At 38.1% G+C, this 21,492-nt stretch carries 24 protein-coding genes; 13 read left to right on the top strand and 11 right to left on the bottom strand.

The genetic code is table 11. The features are described 5' to 3' along the window. Nucleotides 1-5: 5 nt before the first annotated feature. Nucleotides 6-566 carry a thioredoxin family protein gene (locus MWU56_RS06535; protein ID WP_247043136.1) on the top strand — a complete coding sequence of 187 codons (561 nt, stop codon included), beginning with the start codon at nt 6-8 and terminating at the stop codon, nt 564-566. A gap of 9 nt (nt 567-575) precedes the next feature. Next, complete coding sequence (locus MWU56_RS06530; RefSeq protein WP_247043135.1) at nt 576-1,118, top strand: GNAT family N-acetyltransferase; 543 nt, start codon at nt 576-578, stop codon at nt 1,116-1,118. Between the two features lies 1 nt (nt 1,119). Here MWU56_RS06530 and MWU56_RS06525 read toward each other — a convergent pair whose 3' ends face one another. Next, the gene (locus tag MWU56_RS06525) at nt 1,120-1,662 is read right to left on the bottom strand and encodes a YfiT family bacillithiol transferase (protein ID WP_247043134.1); all 543 of its coding nucleotides are present in this window, start codon (nt 1,660-1,662) and stop codon (nt 1,120-1,122) included. Nucleotides 1,663-1,809: 147 nt separating this feature from the next. Here MWU56_RS06525 and MWU56_RS06520 point away from each other — a divergent pair, with 147 nt between their 5' ends. Together MWU56_RS06520 and MWU56_RS06515 are read left to right on the top strand one after the other, a co-directional pair. Continuing rightward, nucleotides 1,810-2,448 (top strand): peroxiredoxin, encoded by a 639-nt coding sequence (locus MWU56_RS06520; RefSeq protein ID WP_247043133.1) that lies wholly within the window; start codon nt 1,810-1,812, stop codon nt 2,446-2,448. An 80-nt stretch (nt 2,449-2,528) separates the two neighbouring features. After that, on the top strand, nt 2,529-2,723 hold the full coding sequence (locus MWU56_RS06515) for a cold-shock protein (protein ID WP_014034358.1): 195 nt from the start codon (nt 2,529-2,531) through the stop codon (nt 2,721-2,723). A gap of 435 nt (nt 2,724-3,158) precedes the next feature. Here the strand turns inward: MWU56_RS06515 and MWU56_RS06510 are convergent, their stop codons facing one another. The 6 genes from MWU56_RS06510 to pepT all read right to left on the bottom strand — a co-directional run bounded on the left by MWU56_RS06510 (nt 3,159) and on the right by pepT (nt 8,805). Further along, nucleotides 3,159-4,091: a peptidylprolyl isomerase gene (locus tag MWU56_RS06510; RefSeq protein ID WP_247043132.1), complete on the bottom strand. Its 933-nt coding sequence runs from the start codon at nt 4,089-4,091 to the stop codon at nt 3,159-3,161. 359 nt (nt 4,092-4,450) lie between these two features. After that, on the bottom strand, nt 4,451-5,047 hold the full coding sequence (locus MWU56_RS06505; protein ID WP_247043131.1) for a mobile mystery protein B: 597 nt from the start codon (nt 5,045-5,047) through the stop codon (nt 4,451-4,453). Continuing rightward, nucleotides 5,038-5,499: a mobile mystery protein A gene (locus tag MWU56_RS06500; protein WP_247043130.1), complete on the bottom strand. Its 462-nt coding sequence runs from the start codon at nt 5,497-5,499 to the stop codon at nt 5,038-5,040. Before MWU56_RS06500 ends, MWU56_RS06505 begins: the two co-directional genes overlap by 10 nt. A 387-nt stretch (nt 5,500-5,886) precedes the next feature. Continuing rightward, nucleotides 5,887-6,828: a tetratricopeptide repeat protein gene (locus tag MWU56_RS06495; protein WP_247043129.1), complete on the bottom strand. Its 942-nt coding sequence runs from the start codon at nt 6,826-6,828 to the stop codon at nt 5,887-5,889. A 154-nt stretch (nt 6,829-6,982) separates the two neighbouring features. Continuing rightward, complete coding sequence (locus tag MWU56_RS06490) at nt 6,983-7,573, bottom strand: YdeI/OmpD-associated family protein (RefSeq protein WP_247043128.1); 591 nt, start codon at nt 7,571-7,573, stop codon at nt 6,983-6,985. A gap of 2 nt (nt 7,574-7,575) precedes the next feature. Next, nucleotides 7,576-8,805, bottom strand: coding sequence for a peptidase T (gene pepT / locus MWU56_RS06485; protein ID WP_247043127.1), 1,230 nt, complete (start codon nt 8,803-8,805; stop codon nt 7,576-7,578). A gap of 103 nt (nt 8,806-8,908) precedes the next feature. Here pepT and MWU56_RS06480 point away from each other — a divergent pair, with 103 nt between their 5' ends. Genes MWU56_RS06480 through MWU56_RS06465 form a run of 4 tightly spaced genes read left to right on the top strand, consistent with a single transcriptional unit; the run spans nt 8,909 to nt 11,974 of the window. Continuing rightward, nucleotides 8,909-9,328: a hypothetical protein gene (locus MWU56_RS06480; RefSeq protein ID WP_247043126.1), complete on the top strand. Its 420-nt coding sequence runs from the start codon at nt 8,909-8,911 to the stop codon at nt 9,326-9,328. Between the two features lie 57 nt (nt 9,329-9,385). Continuing rightward, the gene (locus MWU56_RS06475) at nt 9,386-10,426 is read left to right on the top strand and encodes a quinone-dependent dihydroorotate dehydrogenase (RefSeq protein ID WP_247043125.1); all 1,041 of its coding nucleotides are present in this window, start codon (nt 9,386-9,388) and stop codon (nt 10,424-10,426) included. Between the two features lie 6 nt (nt 10,427-10,432). Next, nucleotides 10,433-11,089, top strand: coding sequence for a LysE family translocator (locus tag MWU56_RS06470; protein WP_247043124.1), 657 nt, complete (start codon nt 10,433-10,435; stop codon nt 11,087-11,089). 21 nt (nt 11,090-11,110) lie between these two features. Then, nucleotides 11,111-11,974: a hydroxymethylglutaryl-CoA lyase gene (locus MWU56_RS06465; protein ID WP_247043123.1), complete on the top strand. Its 864-nt coding sequence runs from the start codon at nt 11,111-11,113 to the stop codon at nt 11,972-11,974. 7 nt (nt 11,975-11,981) lie between these two features. Here the strand turns inward: MWU56_RS06465 and MWU56_RS06460 are convergent, their stop codons facing one another. Then, the gene (locus MWU56_RS06460; RefSeq protein WP_247043121.1) at nt 11,982-12,332 is read right to left on the bottom strand and encodes a DUF6686 family protein; all 351 of its coding nucleotides are present in this window, start codon (nt 12,330-12,332) and stop codon (nt 11,982-11,984) included. Between the two features lie 153 nt (nt 12,333-12,485). Here MWU56_RS06460 and guaB point away from each other — a divergent pair, with 153 nt between their 5' ends. Further along, nucleotides 12,486-13,958, top strand: a complete 1,473-nt coding sequence (guaB, locus tag MWU56_RS06455; protein WP_247043120.1) for an IMP dehydrogenase — start codon at nt 12,486-12,488, stop codon at nt 13,956-13,958. A 21-nt stretch (nt 13,959-13,979) separates the two neighbouring features. On the opposite strand, the gene MWU56_RS06450 is transcribed toward guaB, so the two are convergent. Next, entirely contained in the window at nt 13,980-14,501 is a 522-nt protein-coding gene (locus MWU56_RS06450; protein ID WP_247043118.1) for a thioredoxin family protein, read from the bottom strand. Between the two features lie 98 nt (nt 14,502-14,599). After that, nucleotides 14,600-15,838: a diaminopimelate decarboxylase gene (lysA, locus tag MWU56_RS06445; protein ID WP_247043116.1), complete on the bottom strand. Its 1,239-nt coding sequence runs from the start codon at nt 15,836-15,838 to the stop codon at nt 14,600-14,602. A gap of 161 nt (nt 15,839-15,999) precedes the next feature. Here lysA and MWU56_RS06440 point away from each other — a divergent pair, with 161 nt between their 5' ends. The 4 genes from MWU56_RS06440 to MWU56_RS06425 all read left to right on the top strand — a co-directional run bounded on the left by MWU56_RS06440 (nt 16,000) and on the right by MWU56_RS06425 (nt 19,360). After that, nucleotides 16,000-16,638, top strand: a complete 639-nt coding sequence (locus MWU56_RS06440) for an LON peptidase substrate-binding domain-containing protein (protein WP_247043114.1) — start codon at nt 16,000-16,002, stop codon at nt 16,636-16,638. A gap of 120 nt (nt 16,639-16,758) precedes the next feature. After that, nucleotides 16,759-17,952 (top strand): ADP-forming succinate--CoA ligase subunit beta, encoded by a 1,194-nt coding sequence (gene sucC / locus MWU56_RS06435; protein WP_247043113.1) that lies wholly within the window; start codon nt 16,759-16,761, stop codon nt 17,950-17,952. A gap of 465 nt (nt 17,953-18,417) precedes the next feature. Then, the gene (locus MWU56_RS06430; RefSeq protein WP_247043112.1) at nt 18,418-18,819 is read left to right on the top strand and encodes a TerB family tellurite resistance protein; all 402 of its coding nucleotides are present in this window, start codon (nt 18,418-18,420) and stop codon (nt 18,817-18,819) included. Nucleotides 18,820-18,934: 115 nt separating this feature from the next. Next, nucleotides 18,935-19,360, top strand: a complete 426-nt coding sequence (locus tag MWU56_RS06425; RefSeq protein ID WP_247043111.1) for an Hsp20/alpha crystallin family protein — start codon at nt 18,935-18,937, stop codon at nt 19,358-19,360. 93 nt (nt 19,361-19,453) lie between these two features. Here MWU56_RS06425 and uvrB read toward each other — a convergent pair whose 3' ends face one another. Beyond that, nucleotides 19,454-21,442, bottom strand: a complete 1,989-nt coding sequence (uvrB, locus tag MWU56_RS06420) for an excinuclease ABC subunit UvrB (protein ID WP_247043110.1) — start codon at nt 21,440-21,442, stop codon at nt 19,454-19,456. Between the last annotated feature and the right edge of the window lie 50 nt (nt 21,443-21,492).

The raw sequence follows: 21,492 nt of genomic DNA, 5'->3' as shown, positions 1-21,492 counted from the left end.
ACACAATGGCAAGAACCCCTAGCAATATGCTTTCCTTAGGCACCAAGGCACCAGACTTTGAACTGTTGGATACCGTTTCGGGCAAATTGCTTTCCATGGACAACATTAGAGGAGAAAAGGGAACCGTGGTGATGTTTATTTGCAACCATTGTCCATTTGTGATCCATGTAAATCCACAGATTGTTGCGTTGGCAAAGGAATATCAGGAAAAAGGAATAGCCTTTGTAGCCATTTCCAGCAACGATGTGGAACACTATCCGCAAGATGCTCCGCATTTAATGAGACTAAAAGCCAAAGAAGAAGGTTACAACTTTCCATACTTGTACGACCAAACCCAAAAAGTGGCAAAAGCATACGATGCAGCTTGCACCCCTGACTTCTACCTTTTTGATACCGATTTAACACTGGTGTACCGAGGACAACTCGATGATTCCAGACCAGAAAATGGTGTGCCACTTACTGGAAAAGACCTTAAAAATGCAATGGAAGCGATATTGAATGGTGAAAAAATTGACTCCAACCAAAAACCGAGTCTCGGATGTAATATCAAATGGATACCTTCTTAAGAAGCTTAGATGGAATCTGTTGTGCTCAATACAAATCTCAGGTTGGAACCGGCCACTGTGTCTAACCTTCAAAAATACTTGGCAGTAGGTATAAAGTCCTATTGTCAACACTATACCCATTTATGGAAAAACAATGATCCAACACCATATGTTTCCCATTGGTTTGCAGAAGAGGTTGTAAAAGAGGAATTACACGATCCCAATTCATTGAATTATATAATCAATCTGGATGGGGAGGCCATTGGAATATTGAAATTGCTCGTAAACAGCGGAATCGATGAAATATCGGACATTGATGCTTTAAAGGCAGAAAAAATTTACTTACTTCAAGAGCAATCGGGAAAGGGGATTGGCAAACAGTTACTTAAATTTACTGAAGACATGGCAAAAAGCCTGCAAAAGAAGGTGGTTTGGTTGGATGCCATGCAAAAGGGAAATCCCATTCAGTTTTATCAAAAAAACGGATATAGTATAAAACGGGAAAGTGAAGTGGTGCTACATCATGTAAAACCATCGGAAAAAGCCATGTGGATTTTAACAAAGCACATTTAGGTCACCAGCCTTTTCGCTTTATCAAATTTTTGATGTGGGTGTAGTGATGGGTGCCATGCCAAGCATAACGTCCAATGTTCTGTTCTAAAGTGGTCTCCTGGTTGCCATCAGGATGGATTAAACTCCGTTTTAAATCTTTTTCCGATAGACCTTTCAGTAAATAAACCAATTTGACATGCACTGCTTTTAAATGCTCCAACGACATTTGGATGGGTGCCGTCCGCGTATCAAAAAGTTCGGCCCAAGCTTTTTCATTGTAAGGTTTTATAATTGGGGTACTCTCGGTCAATGCCCATTTAAAACGAATATAACTGTTGTGGTGACTATCAGAAATGTGATGAACTAACTGACGGACAGTCCACCCGTCTGGGCGATAGGGGGTTTCCAATTGCTCATTGGAAAGTTCAGAGACCAAATCGGTTAAAGATTGTGGCAATTCTTCTAAAACAGAGATCCATCCGTTTATATCCTCGGTTGAAATGGTTTTCGGGGTATTAAATTTTCCGATCGGGTATCGTAGTTGTTCCAAAGCTTCTTTTTCCATTCATTAAAAATAATAACTTTACAATTGACTTCGCTATTTTAAAAACGGTATGTTTTAATACAGTTTTAACTGATTTATAATGTTTCGGTCAAATAATCCAGTAATTTTGTAGGGTACTAATTTTTTACATCTAAAATTCATAACTATATGGCAACTTTAAGATTAGGGGATACTGCTCCGGACTTTACAGCAGTTACTTCACAAGGAACACTTAATTTTTACGAATATCTTGGTGACGGTTGGGGCATCCTTTTTTCGCACCCGGCAGATTTCACTCCTGTTTGTACCACTGAATTGGGTACGGCGGCCAAGTTTAAGGATGAGTTTGACAAAAGAAATGTAAAGATGATGGCCCTAAGTGTTGATGGTGCCGCATCTCACATGGAATGGATCAAGGACATCAACGAAACTCAAAATACCGAGGTTAATTTTCCTATTGTCGCGGATGTGGAAAGAAAGGTCTCCGATCTTTACGATATGATTCACCCCAATGCTGACAATACACTTACGGTGCGTTCTGTATTTATTATCGATCCCGACAAAAAAATCAAACTTACTTTAACATATCCGGCTTCTACAGGACGTAATTTTTACGAATTATTACGAGTAATAGATTCATTGCAACTAACGGCCAACCACAAAGTGGCCACACCAGCAGATTGGCAAAATGGAGATAAAGTAGTGGTAAGCCCTGCAATACCTACTGAAGAGGCCAAAAAAATATTCACAAAAGGTGTGGAAGAAATTAAGCCATACCTGCGATTAACGCCCGATCCAACAGCGTAAAAAAAAATTATTATAAAAAAACTGATAATCAATAAATTAAACGTACATTTGCAACTCAATTAATTTTTTCAATTTATATTATGAGTAAAGGAACAGTAAAATTCTTCAATGATTCTAAAGGTTACGGATTTATCACTGAAGATGGTTCAAACACAGATCACTTCGTACACATTTCAGGTTTAATCGATGAAATTAGAGAAGGTGATGTTGTAGAATTCGAACTACAACAAGGTAAAAAAGGATTAAACGCCGTTAACGTTCAAGTTGCGGATTAAGTTATAACATACTTTTTTATATGTAAAGCCCGAGCAAAGCTCGGGCTTTTTTTTGTTCATTTTTTTGGAAATCTACGCAACCATTCTACTATTTGCTATCTAACTCTAAAAAGACACTGTTCCCCATAACCAGTAAATCCCTATAAATGGATACCTTTTTTGGAGTACTTTCGTTCCTGTTAATTGTTAATGCTTTGCTGTTGGTTTGGAGTGTTAACGGTTCCAAAAAATAATTTATCAATTTGACCATGGCAATAGGTAGGGTTTTTATCCGTTAGATTGTTACGGATTAAACACCTGTAACCATGACCACTTTTTTTAGTATACTTTCTGTTTTGCTTGCTGTTAATCTTTGTTTACTGTTCTTGAGTGTAAACAAGGCCAAATAAAAAAGCTCCCATTTAGGAAGCTTTTTAAATTCTTATGGCGGATATTTTATTTTACGTTCATCAATTCCACGTCAAAAATCAAAGTTGCATCTGGAGGAATAACTCCTCCTGCTCCTGCGCTGCCATAAGCCAAGTGCGACGGAACTACAAATCTGGCTTTATCACCAACTTGAAGTAGGCCTATACCCTCATCCCATCCTGGGATTACTTGTCCAACACCCAAAGCAAAATCGATAGGTTGTTTTCTCTTGTAGGAGGAGTCAAAAACTTGTCCATCAACCAAGGCTCCTTCGTAATGTACAGAAACCATTTTACCTTTTTCGGCTTTGGCACCACTTCCTTTTTGTATGATTTTGTAACGCAATCCACTATCCGTTTTCTCAAAACCGGCAGCCAATTTTTCCATTTCGGCCTCTGCTTGGGCTTTTTGTTCGGCAATACGTTTTTCTCTTGCGCCTTCAAAACCTCTAAAGGCTTCTATGGCGTTCCAATTTTTGGCTGTTTCACCAACCCTTACAATTTCCAATGTTGTGATGGCATCACCCTGTGCAATTGCGTCTACGATATCCTGACCTTCCACAACACGACCAAATACGGTGTGCTTATTGTCTAACCAAGGCGTGGCTACATGTGTAATAAAAAATTGGCTACCATTGGTTCCCGGGCCTGCGTTGGCCATTGAAAGTATTCCGGGGGTATCGTGCAGCAAATCTGGATGGAACTCATCATCAAACTTATAACCAGGATCGCCCGTTCCTGTTCCTGTTGGGCACCCGCCCTGAATCATAAAATCGGGAATTACCCTGTGGAATTTTAATCCATCGTAATAAGGTTTGCCTTGAGGTTTTACAGTGTTTTCCATGTTTCCCTCGGCCAGAGCAACAAAGTTGCCCACCGTTCCCGGTGTCTTATCGTATGTGAGATTTACAAGTATCTCACCTTTGGTGGTATTGAACTTTGCGTAGATTCCGTCTTGCATTTTATTTGATTAATAGATTATTAGAAACTAAATTCATGGATTTTTCCAAGGCTGCAAAGATACGGGTTTATGGTCAAGGTCAAAATCCAGTGTTGCATGGCAAAGGATGCACTTTTAAATAGAAAATTATCATTGAAAGTTTGAGATTAGAATGTAGAGGTAAATTTCAAATCCATCATTATGTCCTTCCAAAACTAACATTCAAAGCTATACCATCGAGTATTGGAATGAGAATGGATCACTATATACCATATAGGATTGACGCATTAAATGTATACGGTCGAAGTAACATTGATATGTTTCAAAAAATAATTTAAAATAGTTAAAGGAGATAATATTACTTTTAAAGTGTGAGGGTATTAGTTTCTTGCAAACTCAATTAACTCATTGAAATTACCATTATCAGCTTCTCTTAAGGCTTTTATGTATTGATTTCTTGTTTCGTTGGCTTTAACCATATTTGATTGATTCCAAGAAAATATTTCATTTCCAAATATTGATTCCATAATAATGTCCGCCATCATTCTAGAGTGTCTTCCATTACCATTTGGAAAACAATGTATGGATACTATACGGTGTTTAAACCTTATAGCTATTTCTTCAGGCGTAAAAGTTTTATTTTCTATCCAATATTTAGTGTCGTCAAGTAATTTTTTTAATTCACTCCCAATCTGCGTCCAATGAATTCCAATGTTTTTTTTAGTCTTTCTAAATTCACCTGCCCATTTCCAAACATCACTATACATTCTTTTGTGCAAGTTTTTAATAAACTTTTCGGTTAAAATGTTTTCAGACTTCAATTTTGTATGAATTGTCCATTCCACAGCTTTTTCAATGTTCAATTGCTCGAATTCATCCAGTTCTCCTTGAGTGGTAATTGACTTTATTTTGAGGCCTTCTTTTTCTTCTTCGTCCAAGGGTGTTTGGCCGTTTTTATATTTGAATTCTAATCCCATAATGATTTTCTCATCTCTCGTTTTATTTCATCGGCAAGTTCCTTTATAGTATTGGTTATTTTTTCATCTCCTATTCCTTGGTCTTCTAATTTCATATTTTGGTTGGTTCTTAAAACTATTTTTCTGGCCAGTTTTTCAGCCTTTAGGTTGACTAGGTTTTCAATGGTTCCATCTTTGGGAATAAAACCATAGACAAATTTCATATTCAAAGCATTACCAACATCCTTTAATTTATTGATGGTTATCTGACCGGTAGCTTCACGCTCCTCGATTTTTTGTATTGCCCCTTTGGTTAAGTTAAGTTTGGTAGCTAATTGGTCCCTCGTCATATTAAGAGTGGTTCTGATAGCATTTACCCATCCTTTTGGTGGGATCAGAACCGTATCTGCATCTTTGAAATTCGCCAATTTTTGGTCCAGTTGTTCTATGAGCAGCTTTTTCTTGTTTCTCATTTATCGAATTTTAATACATATTATTTGTATGTTTTGACTCAAAAGTATACAAATATGTATAAAAAAACAAATAAAAGAATACGTATATGTATTCTTAATAAATTAAAATCATACGTATCTGTATGATAAAATCTATGTGGAAACTTCTGTTTAGGTTTTAATTAGACCGCTAAGGATATAAATTCGTTTTGATCGTTGAAATAATTTTGCCAAGCGTCGTAGTTTGGTTGTCTCCTGTTTGGCATCGGTCAGGTATTTGTAGAATTCTTAGGGTGTCAACTTTTCAAAAACAGCTAAATTGAGGGGTGGGAGAAACTTATTTAAGTAGATGGGTTTTAAAATAAATCAATTGCTTGTGCAAAAGGGTTACTGGTGTTGTAGAAAGTTTTACTTGCAGTCTCCATCCATTGTATATTCCTTATATGGTTCATTTTCATAACGTCTCACTCCTCCGTGATGAGAACAAGTTCCTCGCCCGGATGAATAAGACATAGTTCCATCCCAACATCTTGCTATTTTTTTATAACGAGTTTTTGCTGTTATATTTCTTAAATTGTTACAAGCATCTCGATTTTCGTATTGAACACCTAATCTATAATATTTAATTGCTCGCTTTTTGTTTTTAATATTCTCATATGAAATCCCTAAATTATTATAATAAACTCCATTTGTTGTGTCTAATTCAATTGCTTTGGTATAGTATTTAATTGCATTTTTTGTATTCTGCTTATTTGAATAATATATCCCAATTTGATTAAATATCAATGGATTTGGAATACTATCGCAAAGTCTTATGTAACTATCTAAACCAGCAATAGTATCTCTTAAATCTAAATACTTATTGTGTGCGTTTAAGTGTGAATTAGTATAGTTTGTACTGTCTTTAGTAGAAAATGAAAATAAGCTTACTTTCAACAATTCTTTAGAGTAAACTGTGTCCTTTTGCGAAAGACTCCATTCGTGAAGTTCTATAATTTTGTTATACTTAACTGTGTCATTCTTAATTGAATTTAAGGCAATATTAAAATCTCGTTTAAATTGTATTGTATCTCCTTGATTCTTTTCAATTTTCCCTTTTAGAATGAAATAGTCCGAATTTATGTTTAAACTGTCAAGTTTAATACTTTCATTAACTAAACTTAAAGCTTTTTCGTAGTTTTTTGATTCAAACTCTATTTTTGCCTCATTATAATTTTCGTTAGCTTCATCATCTGGGAAAAAGATTACTGAAATTATAGCTATTAAAAACATTAAAGAAATAAAACCTAAAAGTGAGAATAAACATCCTTTCAAAATAAGTTTCCCTGTGGATTTATTTTTATTTTCCATCTAGATTATCTCAAATACACTCCAACTTCCACTATATAAATAAATTAGTTTGAAAAATTTATATCCAATAATAAAGGAAGTTGGCTAAAATATTCTCAATATTCAAGCACTAATTGACCAATACCCTATTTGAATTGACGGATTTTTAGAAACCCTACCGATAGGCATCATGCAGGCCAGTTCCTGTTATGATCATAGGAAGAATTTTTGCCAAGCGGCGGAGTTTGGTTTTCTCTTGTTTGGCATCGGTCAGGTGTTCACAGAATTCTTTTTGCTTATAGGGTGTCAGCTTTTCAAAAGCTGATTTTAGTGCGGCATCCTTGCTCAATTCGCATTGCAATAGTTCTGGTATGGCAATTTTTTTAGTTTTTTCCGCCTTTACTTCCAACCACTTTTTTTGGTTTTCCAAAGCCTCTTTCATGTAGGCCAACACACTTTTTGGGTCTATTTCGTCCAAACTTTGGAATTTCCAATGCCGCATACCTTTGGTTTTGCCTTCCTGTGCATTTTCCAATACTTTTTTTGGGTCTTTTAAAAACACTCCGTTAAAAAACCAAATTCCAAAATGGCTCTTGAACTTACAAATTCCAAAAACATTTTTACCATTGAGGATGTACACCGGAATGCTCCATTTAAAATCCTCTTCGGCTTCCGTTTTAAGTGCAATTCCCCTTAAGAGCGTAATTCCATCTTTAAACGGGTCTTCTTTTTTATAATAGGCGTCTAATTTTTCGGATTTGTCCACAACTACTTGATTTGACTTGCGGTAAGTTCGCAAATTTTTACGATAACCATCACAGCTTTCTCCATACTTTCCAAAGGAATATACTCATATTTGCCATGAAAATTATGTCCGCCAGCGAAGATATTGGGACAGGGCAGCCCCATAAAACTTAGTTGTGATCCATCCGTACCTCCCCGAATAGGTTTAATGATCGGTTCAATTTGAAGCGATTTCATGGCCTCCTCGGCAATTTCCACAATATGAAACACCGGTTCTACCTTTTCTCGCATATTTTTGTATTGGTCTTCAATGGTCAAGCTTATGAAATCTCCATATTTTTTATTGAGTTTGTCCTTGATGTCGTTCAATAGATCCTTTCTGGCCTCAAAATGTACTGCATCATGATCACGGATAATGAGCTCTATCTCTGCTTTTTCAATTTCACCCTTTATTTTGTGTACGTGGAAAAAACCTTCCCTGCCCGTGGTGTGTTCAGGGACTTCGCTGGGAGGTAGGTGAGTCATAAAATCGTTGGCGATTCCTATAGCATTAACCATTTTATTTTTGGCATAGCCGGGATGTACACTTTTTCCCGTTATGGTAACCGTGGCCTTGGCCGCATTAAAGTTTTCATATTCCAGTTCGCCCACTTGGCTGCCATCCATGGTGTAAGCCCATTCGGCACCAAATTTTTCCACATCGAACTTATGGGCGCCCCTACCTATTTCTTCGTCCGGTGTAAAGGCAATACGTATTTTTCCATGCTTGATCTCGGGGTGGTTTATCAAATACTCCATTGCAGTGATTATTTCTGTAATACCTGCTTTGTCATCCGCCCCCAACAAAGTTGTGCCGTCCGTAGTGATCAAGGTTTGGCCTTCGTAAGCTTTGAGGTCTTCAAAATAATCGGGAGATAAACTAATTTTTTTCAGTTGGTTTAGTACGATATCGTTCCCATCATAATTTTCAATGATCTGTGGCTTCACGTTTTTACCTGAAAAATCAGGTGACGTGTCAAAGTGTGAAACAAAACCGATGGTGGGTACCTTTTTGTCCAGATTGCTGGGTAAAGTGGCCATAATGTAGGCATTCTCGTCAATGGAGACCTCTTGCATGCCGATCTGGTGGAGTTCCAAGACCAATTTTTTAGCAAGGTCCCATTGTTTTTCTGTACTGGGTGTGGTTTTGGAATAGGGGTCGCTTTGGGTGTCAATCGTCACATATTCCAAAAATCTAGGTAATAATTTCTCCATGGTAAGTGTTGCGTTTTATCAAAAATAATGCTTATTCAAATGTAATTTTGCAAATCAAAGGCATTAATAAGTATCTTTCGTAAACCATTAACATCAACCTTAATTGAAAGCAATATTTTTTTATCTTTTTATGATATCCGGGTTTTACGGATTTTCCCAAATGGACTGTATTTTGGGAGTGGGAGGACGGGACAACGAGACGATTACCAAAGTTTTTGAGTTGACCGAAGAACAGCAGGAAAATCTGAAGAATTGGAGTGCTGAATTAAAAGTAAGAAACGAGATATTAAATGACAGAGCGAAATTTTTAATGAAAAAGAATGAAGAAAGTTCCCCAGAGGTATTGCTAACGGTTTCCAAACAATATAGTGCTATAATGGACAGCATGAAACAAAATATACGATTGATTGATAAACGATTGCTTACAAGCTTTAGCAGGATCCAATACGAACGCTATATAAAATTATGTAATCAATTAACGTTGCGTCCTATCCATATAAATAGGTCAGTTGACGAAAATTGATGGAATTGTCAATAACTGTTTTAAGACTTTTTATTTTTGTCCAAAATCCACTTTTGAATGTATAAAATCCTAATTCGCCCGGTACTTTTCTTGTTTGACCCAGAAGCCGTGCACCACTTTTCTTTTTTGGCTATTAAGTTTTTTTCGCGATTGGGGTTCGGTGGGCTTTTTAGGAAAGTATTTATCGTTAAAGACCCTAGATTGGAACGTGAGGTTTTTGGAGTGAAGTTTAAAAACCCAGTAGGGCTTGCTGCAGGATTTGATAAGGATGCCAAACTTTATAATGAGTTTTCTGATTTTGGTTTTGGATTTGTTGAAATAGGGACGGTAACACCCAAACCCCAATCTGGAAATCCTAAAAAACGATTGTTTCGTTTGCCCGAAGATAAAGCCGTCATCAATCGAATGGGATTTAATAATAAGGGTGTTTTTGAGGCAGCGGAACAGCTAAAGAAAAATCATCGAGTTATTATCGGAGGGAATATTGGTAAAAATAAAATAACCTCGAACAAAGAGGCCATCAAGGATTATTTAATTTGTTTTGAAGCCTTGTTTGAGCACGTGGATTATTTTGTGGTCAATGTGAGTTCTCCCAATACTCCAGGACTTCGTGAACTTCAGGATAGGGAGCCTTTGACCAAATTATTGAATAAGCTAAAAAGTCATAATAAAAAACTGGCGAAGAGTTCAATAAACAAAGAGAAACCGATCTTATTAAAAATAGCCCCAGATTTGACAGATGACCAACTGTTGGATATCATTGAAATTGTTGCGGATACGAATATAGATGGCGTAATTGCCACCAATACCACCATCGAACGAAATGGCTTAAAATCGCATTTGATCTTGTCCGAAGAAAAGGGAGGGCTCAGCGGTAAACCTTTGACCCATAGAAGTACAGAAGTAATTCGCTTTTTGTCTGAAAACAGTAAAAAAGCATTCCCGATTATTGGTGTTGGGGGAATCCACTCGCCCGAAGATGCTTTGGAGAAACTGGATGCGGGTGCCGATTTGGTACAACTTTATACAGGCTTTATATACGAAGGTCCGGGTCTTATCAAAAAAATCAATAAGTCCATTTTGGAAAAAATGGACTAACATTATATGCATAGTTTGTTTTTGGTTTCGGAGGTTGTCAATTACCCTATATTGATGGGGTTTTTGGTGTCTTCTATGGCTCTGGCCATTTCGCCGGGCCCTGATAACATTTTCGTGTTGACGCAAAGCATCAGCAATGGTACAAAATCGGGATTGGCAACGGTTTTTGGACTGGTTGCTGGGTGTTTGGTACATACATCGCTAATGGCTTTTGGTGTTTCAGAAGTTATAAAACGTAGTGATACGCTATTTTTTGCCATCAAACTGTTTGGTGCTATGTACCTAATGTATTTGGCGTATAAGGTATATCGTAGTGATGCTTCCATACTTTTGGATAATGAAAACAAACCATCCAAATCACCGTTAAAACTTTTTTGGACAGGATTTACAATGAATGTGCTCAACCCTAAGGTCGCCATATTCTTTTTAGCCTTTTTTCCTGGCTTTTTGTTCAGCAAAGAACTCAATACCGTTGTGCAATTCTATATTTTGGGATTCTTATTTATGTTTTCGGCTTTATTGGTTTTTGGTTCCATAGCTATGTTGGCTGGTGCAATATCCAGTTATTTGATTGCGCACAAAAAAACAGGTGTTTATTTAAAGTGGATGCAGATCGTTGTTTTTGTAGGGATTGCCGTTTATCTATTTTTATCGGATAAATAAGTGCTATTTTTACGGAAGCCTATGTCAAAAGTAAAACTCATAGAATGTCCTAGGGATGCCATGCAGGGGATCAAAACCTTTATTCCTACCGAAGAAAAGGTAAAGTATATTCAATCTTTGTTGGGCTGCGGGTTTGATACCATCGATTTTGGAAGTTTTGTATCACCAAAAGCTATACCCCAGATGAGGGATACTGCCGAGGTGTTGGCGCGCTTGGATTTATCCCGAACCCAAAGCAAACTCTTGGCCATAGTGGCCAATGTAAGGGGGGCTGAAGATGCCTGTGTGCATGAATCAATTGATTATTTGGGCTTTCCCTTTTCCATTTCGGAAAACTTTCAGATGCGGAATACGCACAAGACCATTGATCAGTCTGTAGAGACATTACAGCGAATTTTGGAGCTGGCCGATGCGAACGGTAAGGAGGTGGTTACATACATTTCGATGGGATTCGGAAATCCGTACGGAGACCCATGGAACATAGAAATAGTAGGAGAGTGGACCGAAAAACTAGCCGCAATGGGTGCTAGGATTCTTTCGTTATCAGATACTATTGGAAGTTCAACACCAGAGGTGATTAATTACCTGTTCTCCAATCTAATTCCGAAGTATTCGGAGATTGAATTTGGAGCCCATTTACATACAACTCCTTCCAAGTGGCACGAAAAAGTGGATGCGGCCTATAAAGCAGGTTGTCGGCGTTTTGACGGTGCCGTGCAGGGTTTTGGTGGGTGTCCCATGGCCAAGGATGAACTTACGGGCAACATGCCCACGGAAAAGATGCTTTCTTATTTTACCACGGAAAAAGCTGATTCCGGTGTCAATTGGATGGTTTTTGAAGCAGCTTTTAATAAGACAACCGAGTTGTTTTCAGTTTATCATTGAGAAGTGGTTAGTTTTTGATGAACGGATAAGCAATATCACTATATTTAAGAAATTTCATTTTTTGCCTTTCAAACCTGAGCAAGCCCAATAATTCGATTACCTCCTCCCTGTTTACCAAAATAATAAAATGCTTTTTACCTACCGATATAGGAATTTTGCGCTGTTGCGACCAATTTTCAAGATGTTTTTCCCAATAAGGGATATCTAATTGTTCAATGTATTCTTTAAGAGCTTCCAATTCCCATTCGTATAGCTCAAAACATAGATTGTTATAAACTAACTGAAATAATTTGGTGCTCTCGCAAAATGTTAACACCCCATTTTTTGATTGGCTCATTACATTTAAAAATCTGCACATATAAAAAAGATTGGGTCATAAAGATAATAATTATATAGAATGATTCTAAATAAAAAACAAATATTTACATTGGAGCAAAAAATGTAATATCCACCTCGGGTGATAATCAAATAAAATAGTGGTATATTTGCCCGCAATTAATCCGTAATTGCAATGGAAGCTCACCTGAACAAAATTGTTGGAGAAGGACTTACATATGATGATGTTCTTCTTGTTCCCGCTTACTCTGAAGTACTACCAAGAGAAGTCAATATTCAGTCAAAATTCACAAAGAACATTACCATAAATGTGCCCATAGTTTCTGCGGCCATGGACACGGTAACCGAATCCCGTATGGCGATTGCCATGGCGCAGGAGGGAGGTATTGGTGTTCTTCATAAAAACATGACCATTGAGCAGCAGGCAATCAAGGTTAGGAAGGTAAAACGTGCCGAAAGTGGTATGATTATGGATCCCGTTACACTTCCTTTGGAATCTACAGTGCGTGATGCAAAGGCAAATATGAGAGAGCATAGCATTGGTGGAATCCCAATTGTGGACGATAAAGACAAACTGATAGGCATTGTTACCAATCGTGACCTTCGTTTTGAGAAAAACGATGATAGACCCATTGCAGATGTGATGACTTCCGAAAATTTGGTTACGGTGGCCGAAGGCACTTCACTGCAACAAGCGGAAGTAATCCTTCAGGAAAATAAAATTGAAAAATTACCGGTAATCAACGATAAAGACGAACTTATTGGGCTGATTACGTTTAGAGATATCACCAAACTCACGCAAAAACCGATTGCCAATAAGGATCAATATGGACGCTTACGTGTTGCCGCGGCCATTGGAGTAACCGGAGATGCTGTTGAAAGGGCTGAAGCATTGGTGAAAGCCGGTGTTGATGCCATTATTATTGATACAGCACATGGTCACACCAAAGGTGTGGTGGATATATTGAAAAATGTCAAGAAATCGTTTCCAGAACTGGAAGTGGTTGTTGGTAATATTGCTACCGCTGAAGCAGCAAAATATTTGGCAGAGGCAGGGGCCGATGCCGTAAAAGTTGGGATTGGGCCAGGTTCCATTTGTACCACGCGTGTGGTAGCCGGAGTTGGTTTTCCACAGTTTTCCGCTGTTTTGGAAGTGTCCGCCGCACTAAAAGGTACGGGAGTTCCCGTTATTGCCGATGGTGGAATCCGTTACACTGGTGATATTCCCAAAGCATTAGCCGCTGGGGCAGATACCGTAATGCTGGGGTCGTTGCTGGCAGGTACAAAAGAATCTCCAGGGGAGACCATTATTTACGAAGGGCGTAAGTTTAAGTCCTACCGTGGAATGGGCTCCGTTGAAGCTATGAAAAAAGGTAGTAAGGACCGTTATTTCCAAGATGTTGAAGACGATATTAAAAAGTTGGTTCCAGAAGGTATTGTTGGTCGGGTACCATACAAAGGTGAATTGGTGGAAAGTATGCACCAATTTATAGGAGGACTACGTGCTGGTATGGGATATTGCGGAGCTAAGGATATTGAAACGCTGAAAAACAGCGCACGGTTTGTAAAAATCACCTCGAGCGGAATCCATGAAAGTCACCCACATAATGTGACAATTACCAAAGAAAGCCCGAATTATAGTAGGTAAAAATAAATTATACAGGGTGAATTATTTCCCTACATAATTTTCCCAATCCTTGTCCTTGTATATATTTTCACCAAAGTACTTGGCAATTTGCATAAACGGTTCCACTTGCTGATAGCCGGGAACAGGGGAGAGCATATTTAGTTGCTCGTCTAAAAAGACTACTGTTGGATAACTCATACGACCTTGCAAAAGAGCAGCTGCCAATTCGTGGTAGCCTCTTCGTCCAGAGGGTATGTACTTGAAGGTTTTTCCTTGATATGTAATTGGGTCTTTTCCTTCTGCATCCATTTTTACCATGTAGAAATTATCTTGCATGTATTTGCTGACATCTGGATGTTGAAATGTGTTCTTATCCATTTTTTTACACCATCCGCACCAATCCGTGTAAACATCGACAAAGATTTTTTTCGGCTGTGCATCCGTTTTGGAAAGTTCCACCGCCTCATTCCAGGATATCCAATTGATATCTTGTGCATTGATTTGGGTGTTAATGCTTATAAATACTATAAAAAGTAAGCTGATTTGGGTAAAAGTTGAACGCATAGTCTTAGGTTTTGATGTAAAGTCGTCATATCAATACAAAACTAACGAAAATTGTATCAAAAAAGTATGTGTTTTAACAATCAGGTGTGGTTTTACCGTTACTCTGCAATCTGTTTTTCACAGGTTTTAAAAAGTTCTTTGACATCTATCTGATTGTGTAGGATATCATCAAAAGTTTCCCTTTTTCTTATTAAATGAGCCTTTCCTTGGTGCCAAAGTACCTCGGCAGGGCGATACCTGGAGTTATAATTGCTGGCCATGGTAAAACAATAGGCACCCGCATTTTTAAAGCATAGTATGTCACCTTCAGATATTTCGTTGATTCTGCGATTGCTTCCAAATGTATCTGTTTCACAGATGTAGCCAACAACTGAATAATAACGCTCTTTACCTTTTGGATTGGATAAGTTTTCAATTTGATGGTTGGATCCGTACAACATTGGTCTTATCAAATGGTTGAATCCTGAATCGATACTAGCAAAAACAGTGGATGTAGTCTGTTTTACCACATTAACTTTTGCTAAAAAGCAACCAGCTTCACTTACCAAAAATTTACCGGGCTCAAACGCAAGTGTCAATTTTTTTCCATATTCTTTGCAGAACTCGTTGAATCTTTTGGTTAATTTTTTTCCCAATTCGTCCACGTTGGTCTGGATATCACCTTCTTTATAAGGCACTTTAAACCCGCTTCCAAAATCGATGAATTCCAGGTCTTTGAAATTTTTTGCTGTTTCAAATAGTATTTCGGAAGCGTACAGGAAAACATCAATATCTAAAATATCGCTTCCCGTGTGCATGTGTATTCCATTGATGTTCATATTGGTCAAGTCCACAATACGCAATAAATGTGGGATTTGATGAACGCTTATGCCAAACTTGGAGTCGATATGTCCCACAGAGATATTGGAGTTTCCCCCAGCCATCACATGTGGATTAATTCGGATACATACAGGTATATCGGGATGCTTGCTACCAAACTGCTCCAAAATGGAAAGATTATCAATATTCACTTGTACCCCAAGTGCAGCAGCTTCTTCAATTTCTTCCAAAGAAACCCCATTCGGTGTGAAAATAATGGATTCTGGCTTAAAACCTGCTAAAAGACCAAGCTTCACTTCTTGGATGGACACGGTATCCAACCCGCTGCCCAAACTGTTAAACAACCTTAGGATACTAATATTGGACAATGCTTTGGCCGCATAATTCAACTTAAGATTTGGAACACCTTTGAACGCATTGGTTAACTTTTTGTATTGTGATGTGATTTTATCGGCATCATATACATATAGTGGAGCGCCAAATTGTTCTGTTAATTGAAGTAGATTTTTGGAGTTCATGGGAAACAAATTTTTTGAGCAAAACTAGGTTTTGTCACCAATAAACACAAGTAATCTGAATAAATTCATCAAAATATAACAAGTTGTTTGATTTGTAACAAATAAATGATGAAGTATTGTCCCTTTTGTTTTTGGTTCGTATTTTTAAACAAATTGTAATAATGAAGCTACCTCTATTTCCACTACAATCTGTTTTTTTTCCTGGTGAGACCGTACCACTGCATATTTTTGAAGATCGGTATAAGCAATTGATTAACGATTGTAGAAAAGAAGCACTTACATTTGGTATACCGGTTTATATCAATGATACCATGTCCTACGGAACTGAGGTACAACTTGTAGAAGTGGTAAATAGTTATGAATCGGGAGAGATGGATGTGGTTTGTGTGGCTCGGCAGGTCTTTAGGGTGGTGCGTTTTCAAAAACAGCTGGATGGTAAGTTGTATGCGGGAGGGGAAGTTGAGTTTTTGGAGATGGAGAACGACGCCGATGATGGTTTAAGAAAACAAGTGCTTCAAAAAGTGGAAGCATTGTACGATATTATGGATGTACCTTTTACCAAAACATCTCCAAAGCATTTCAATAGTTATTCACTTGCCCATAAAATGGGGCTTTCATTTGAACAAGAATATGAGTTGCTGCTCATGACTCGTGAAACAGATCGGTTACATTTTATAAAAAATCATTTAGAGGCAACCACAAGTATTTTGACCGAGGTAAACCGAACCAAGGGAGTCATTGAAATGAACGGACATTTTAAGAATTTTGATCCTTTGGATTTTCAAGATTTCAAGTTATAAGGTATCGAACTTCCAAAAAACAGGATTTAATTCGTACATAATCAGTAATTATTCATTTAACATCTTCAATTTGTCCGTGGCGTTTTCTATTTTTGTCAGCAAACAAAAGTAAATTCACAGATGAATCTTCACGAATATCAAGGAAAAGAGATTTTAGCCAGTTTTGGCGTTAGAATCCAGCGAGGCATAGTAGCTCACAACGCTAAGGAAGCTGTAGATGCTGCAAAACAACTTACTCAAGAAACAGGGACCGGATGGCATGTAATCAAAGCTCAGGTACATGCAGGTGGTCGTGGTAAGGGCGGTGGAGTTAAGCTGGCCAAGAACTTGAAGGAAGTAGAAGAGCTGGCAAGTAGCATTATAGGGATGAACCTTGTTACTCCACAAACATCTGCTGAGGGAAAGAAAGTGCACCAAATTTTGGTTGCTGAAGATGTATACTATCCCGGTGATAGTGAAACCAGTGAGTTCTATATGTCTGTTCTACTAAACAGGGGAACAGGTAAAAACATGATAATGTATTCTACCGAGGGAGGTATGGATATTGAAGAAGTTGCTGAAAAAACACCACATTTGATTTTTACCGAAGAGGTTGACCCAGGATTGGGGCTTTTGCCTTTTCAAGCAAGAAGAATTGCTTTTAACCTAGGTTTGTCAGGTACTTCGTTCAAAGAAATGGTGAAATTCGTTATGTCTTTATATAAGGCTTACGTAGAGAGTGATTCCAGTCTTTTTGAAATCAACCCGGTCTTGAAGACTTCCGATGATAAAATAATGGCCGTTGATGCCAAAGTTACTATAGACGACAATGCATTATATAGAAGAAAGGCCTATGCAGAAATGCGTGATTTACGTGAAGAAAACCCAATAGAGGTAGAGGCGCGCGAGGTTGGTTTGAACTATGTAGACTTGGACGGTAATGTAGGCTGCATGGTTAACGGAGCAGGTTTGGCTATGGCTACTATGGACCTGATAAAAATGGCCGGAGGTGAACCAGCAAACTTTTTGGATGTTGGAGGAACTGCAGATGCCAAAAGGGTAGAAGAGGCTTTTAGAATAATCTTGAAAGATCCTAATGTAAAAGCAATCCTAATCAATATTTTTGGAGGTATTGTTCGTTGTGACCGTGTCGCCCAAGGTGTTGTGGATGCATACAAAAATATGGGAGATGCCATTCAAGTACCGATAATCGTAAGGTTGCAGGGTACCAATGCTGAACTGGCCAAGGAAATAATCGACAATTCTGGTTTGGCAGTACACTCTGCGGTACAATTTAAAGAAGCTGCAGATAAAGTTGAAGAAGTGTTGGGCTAGTCGTTCAATTAATATAATATAGAGAAAAGGGCAGCATTTTATTAATGCTGCCCTTTTCTATTGTTCAATGTTCAAAGCTATACAATTCTATATTGAGGATTATCATAACTAAATTCGACCTTCCTGTTGTACCTACTTTATCTTTAGTATTAATGTTAGTGTGCTATTTATTCATGGGTATAAGAAAATATAGACCCGATTTTGGCTGGTCCATATAGGCTAAACTTAGCGAAAGTGTAATACTTTTTTTCATGATTTTTGTAAGCCTGCTAAAACTACCAGAAAGTGCAATTAAAGCATGTGACTCTGGGAAAAGTTTATGAAATTCCAGTAAGAATTACCGTGTAATAAACGGGAATTGTTTGAGTTTAGTTGGAAAGGCCTTGAATTTCAGTGCTTTTTTATGCACTAAAACCCGTTGTTATGGAGTTATCTACTTAGGATTGCAAACCTAAACCATATTTTATGGGTACCCATAAGGAAAAATTAAGCATTCTTTCAGAAATGATTGCCTTTGCAAGGGTGGATCATACCTTAAAGCGCTCCGAATATGGGTTTTTACTAAAAGTTGCTCGTAGTTTGGGTGTAAGTAAGGCTGTGTTTGAAGGGTTGTTAAAAGAAAAATCCCCTAAAGTACGATTGAAAACACAAGCTGAACGTATTGTGCAGTTTCACCGACTTATTTTGCTTATGAACATTGATAATGAGCAGCATAAAAAAGAAATACATACACTTTACAATATTGGTCTAAAGATGGGGTTGCCCCCGGCGGCTATTAGTCAAGTCTTGGAGGTGATGAATCGCTACCCCGATAATATTGTTCCTCCCGATGTATTCATTAATATCTTCAAAGCATACTACAATTAATGTCAAAATGACATTTAATTCTGCTCAAAACATGTCATAACGACATGTTTTTTGTATTGGTATAGGTTTTGACTTATACAGGGTGATTTAAATGTTTAACTAAAATTGAATCGCTATGAGTATAGTTAAAAGAAATAACCTGTTTTTTCCATCCTTGATGAACGATTTTATGGGTCCTGATTGGTTCGGTGGCACAGAAAAGTGGAATGCTTCTGTCCCTGCTGTCAACATTAAGGATAACACTGATGCTTTTGAATTGGAACTTGCTGTTCCAGGGATGAAAAAAGATGATTTTACTGTGGAAGTTGATAATGATGTATTGACCATCTCCAGTGAAGTGGAAACTGAAAATGAAGAAAAAAGTGATAACTACACTAGAAAAGAGTTTTCATTTACTTCATTTAAAAGAGCTTTTACATTGCCAGAAACCGTAGACGGATCTAAAATTGATGCCAAATACGAAGATGGAATATTGACATTGAAATTGCCCAAAAAGCAAGAGGCATTGCCAAACCCAAAACGATTAATAGAGATAGGATAAGATATTAGAACACCAACTTTAGGTGTTTCATGATGGTTGGATTAGTTGGTTAGTTTGAGGCGCGCTCCAGTATTTACCGGAGCGCGTTTTTGTTTATTCTTTTTCTTGTAGCATTTTTATTTCGTCCCTTAGTTTGGCAGCTTCCATAAAATTGAGTTCTTTGGCCGCTTTTTCCATAGCTTTTCTTTTGTCCCTGATCATTTTTTCTTTTTGATTTTGTGTAAGATATTCAAGGTCTGGTTCTGCAGCACGTAATTCTTCTTTTTGAAAATGGTATGTAGAAACAGAATTTTTAGCCAGTGCACTATCTAAGCTTTTGTTCAGAGCTGTGGGGGTAATATTGTTTTCTTTGTTGTAAGACATTTGTTTGTCCCTTCTATAATTGGTCTCGTCGATTGTCTTTTGCATACTATCCGTAATCTTATCCGCGTACATAATAGCCTTTCCATTTAGATTTCGAGCTGCACGGCCCACTGTTTGGGTCAAAGATCGGTTACTACGCAAAAATCCTTCCTTGTCTGCATCTAAAATGGCCACCAGTGAAACCTCGGGTAAATCCAAGCCTTCCCTTAACAGGTTGACCCCGATGAGAACATCAAATAGGCCTTTGCGCAAATCCTGCATAATCTCCACCCGTTCCAATGTGTCCACATCACTATGAATATAACGGCAACGAATATCAATTCGGGTTAGGTATTTGGTGAGTTCTTCTGCCATACGTTTGGTAAGTGTAGTCACCAAGGTTCGCTCGTCCAGTTCTACGCGCTGTTGAATTTCTTCTACAAGATCATCAATTTGGTTTGCGCTGGGCTTTACTTCGATTACAGGGTCCAATAGCCCGGTCGGACGTATGATCTGTTCTACATACACACCTTCGCTCAACTCTAATTCATAATCGGCAGGGGTGGCACTTACATAAAGCACCTGATTTTGGAGTGCTTCAAACTCTTCAAATTTTAATGGGCGATTGTCCATTGCAGCGGGTAAACGAAAACCATATTCCACTAAGTTTTCTTTTCTAGAGCGGTCACCACCATACATGGCGTGTACTTGGGGAATGGTAACGTGACTTTCATCTATCACCATCAAATAATCATCTGGAAAATAATCTAGCAGACAAAAGGGCCTAGTTCCTGGTTTTCTACCATCCAAATACCTTGAATAATTCTCGATGCCTGAACAATAGCCCAGTTCTCGAATCATTTCCAAATCAAAATTGGTGCGTTCTTCCAAGCGTTTTGCTTCAAGTGGGCGGCCAATTTCCTTGAAATATTCTATTTGCTTCACTAGATCGTCCTGTATATCCTTAATTGCATTTTGCAATACGTCCGGAGAGGTAACAAACATGTTTGCAGGATAGATGTTCAAGCTGTCGTAAACTTCAATCACCTTGTTGTTGTAGGGGTCCAATGCCTCTATTTCTTCAATTTCATCCCCAAAAAAATGAATACGGAAAGCATGGTCCGCATATCCAGGGAAAACATCCACTACATCACCCTTCACCCTAAAGTTTCCGTTTCGGAAATCTGCGGTGGTACGGGCGTACAAGCTCTGTACCAATTGCTTTAAAAATTTGGTTCTTGAGATGACTTGATCCCGGTGAATGGTGATCACGTTTTTTTGAAACTCAACAGGGTTTCCAATGCCGTACAGACAAGAAACGGAAGCTACAACCAGCACATCGCGTCTTCCGGACAGGAGGGAAGAAGTGGCGCTCAAACGAAGTTTCTCAATGTCCTCGTTGATGGATAGGTCTTTTTCAATGTAAAGTCCGCTTGTTGGGATATAGGCCTCGGGCTGATAATAATCGTAGTAGGATACAAAATACTCCACTGCGTTGTTTGGAAAAAACTGTTTGAACTCAGAATACAGTTGCGCTGCTAAAGTCTTATTGTGGGCCAACACCAATGTTGGACGTTGTACTGATTCCACTACATTGGCCACGGTAAATGTTTTCCCAGAACCCGTTACTCCCAATAAAGTTTGGTGCGGCGTTTTACCTTCGATGCCCTCCACTAATTGCTTTATGGCCTGAGGTTGATCGCCCGTAGGTTTAAAATCTGAAACTACCTGAAATTTCATTCGATAAAAATACTAAAGGTAGACGCTATATAGAAACAAAGCTCAGGATA

Source organism: Allomuricauda sp. F6463D (assembly GCF_023015965.1).
GTDB lineage: Bacteria > Bacteroidota > Bacteroidia > Flavobacteriales > Flavobacteriaceae > Flagellimonas.
This window is presented reverse-complemented; position numbering and strand designations above follow the sequence as displayed.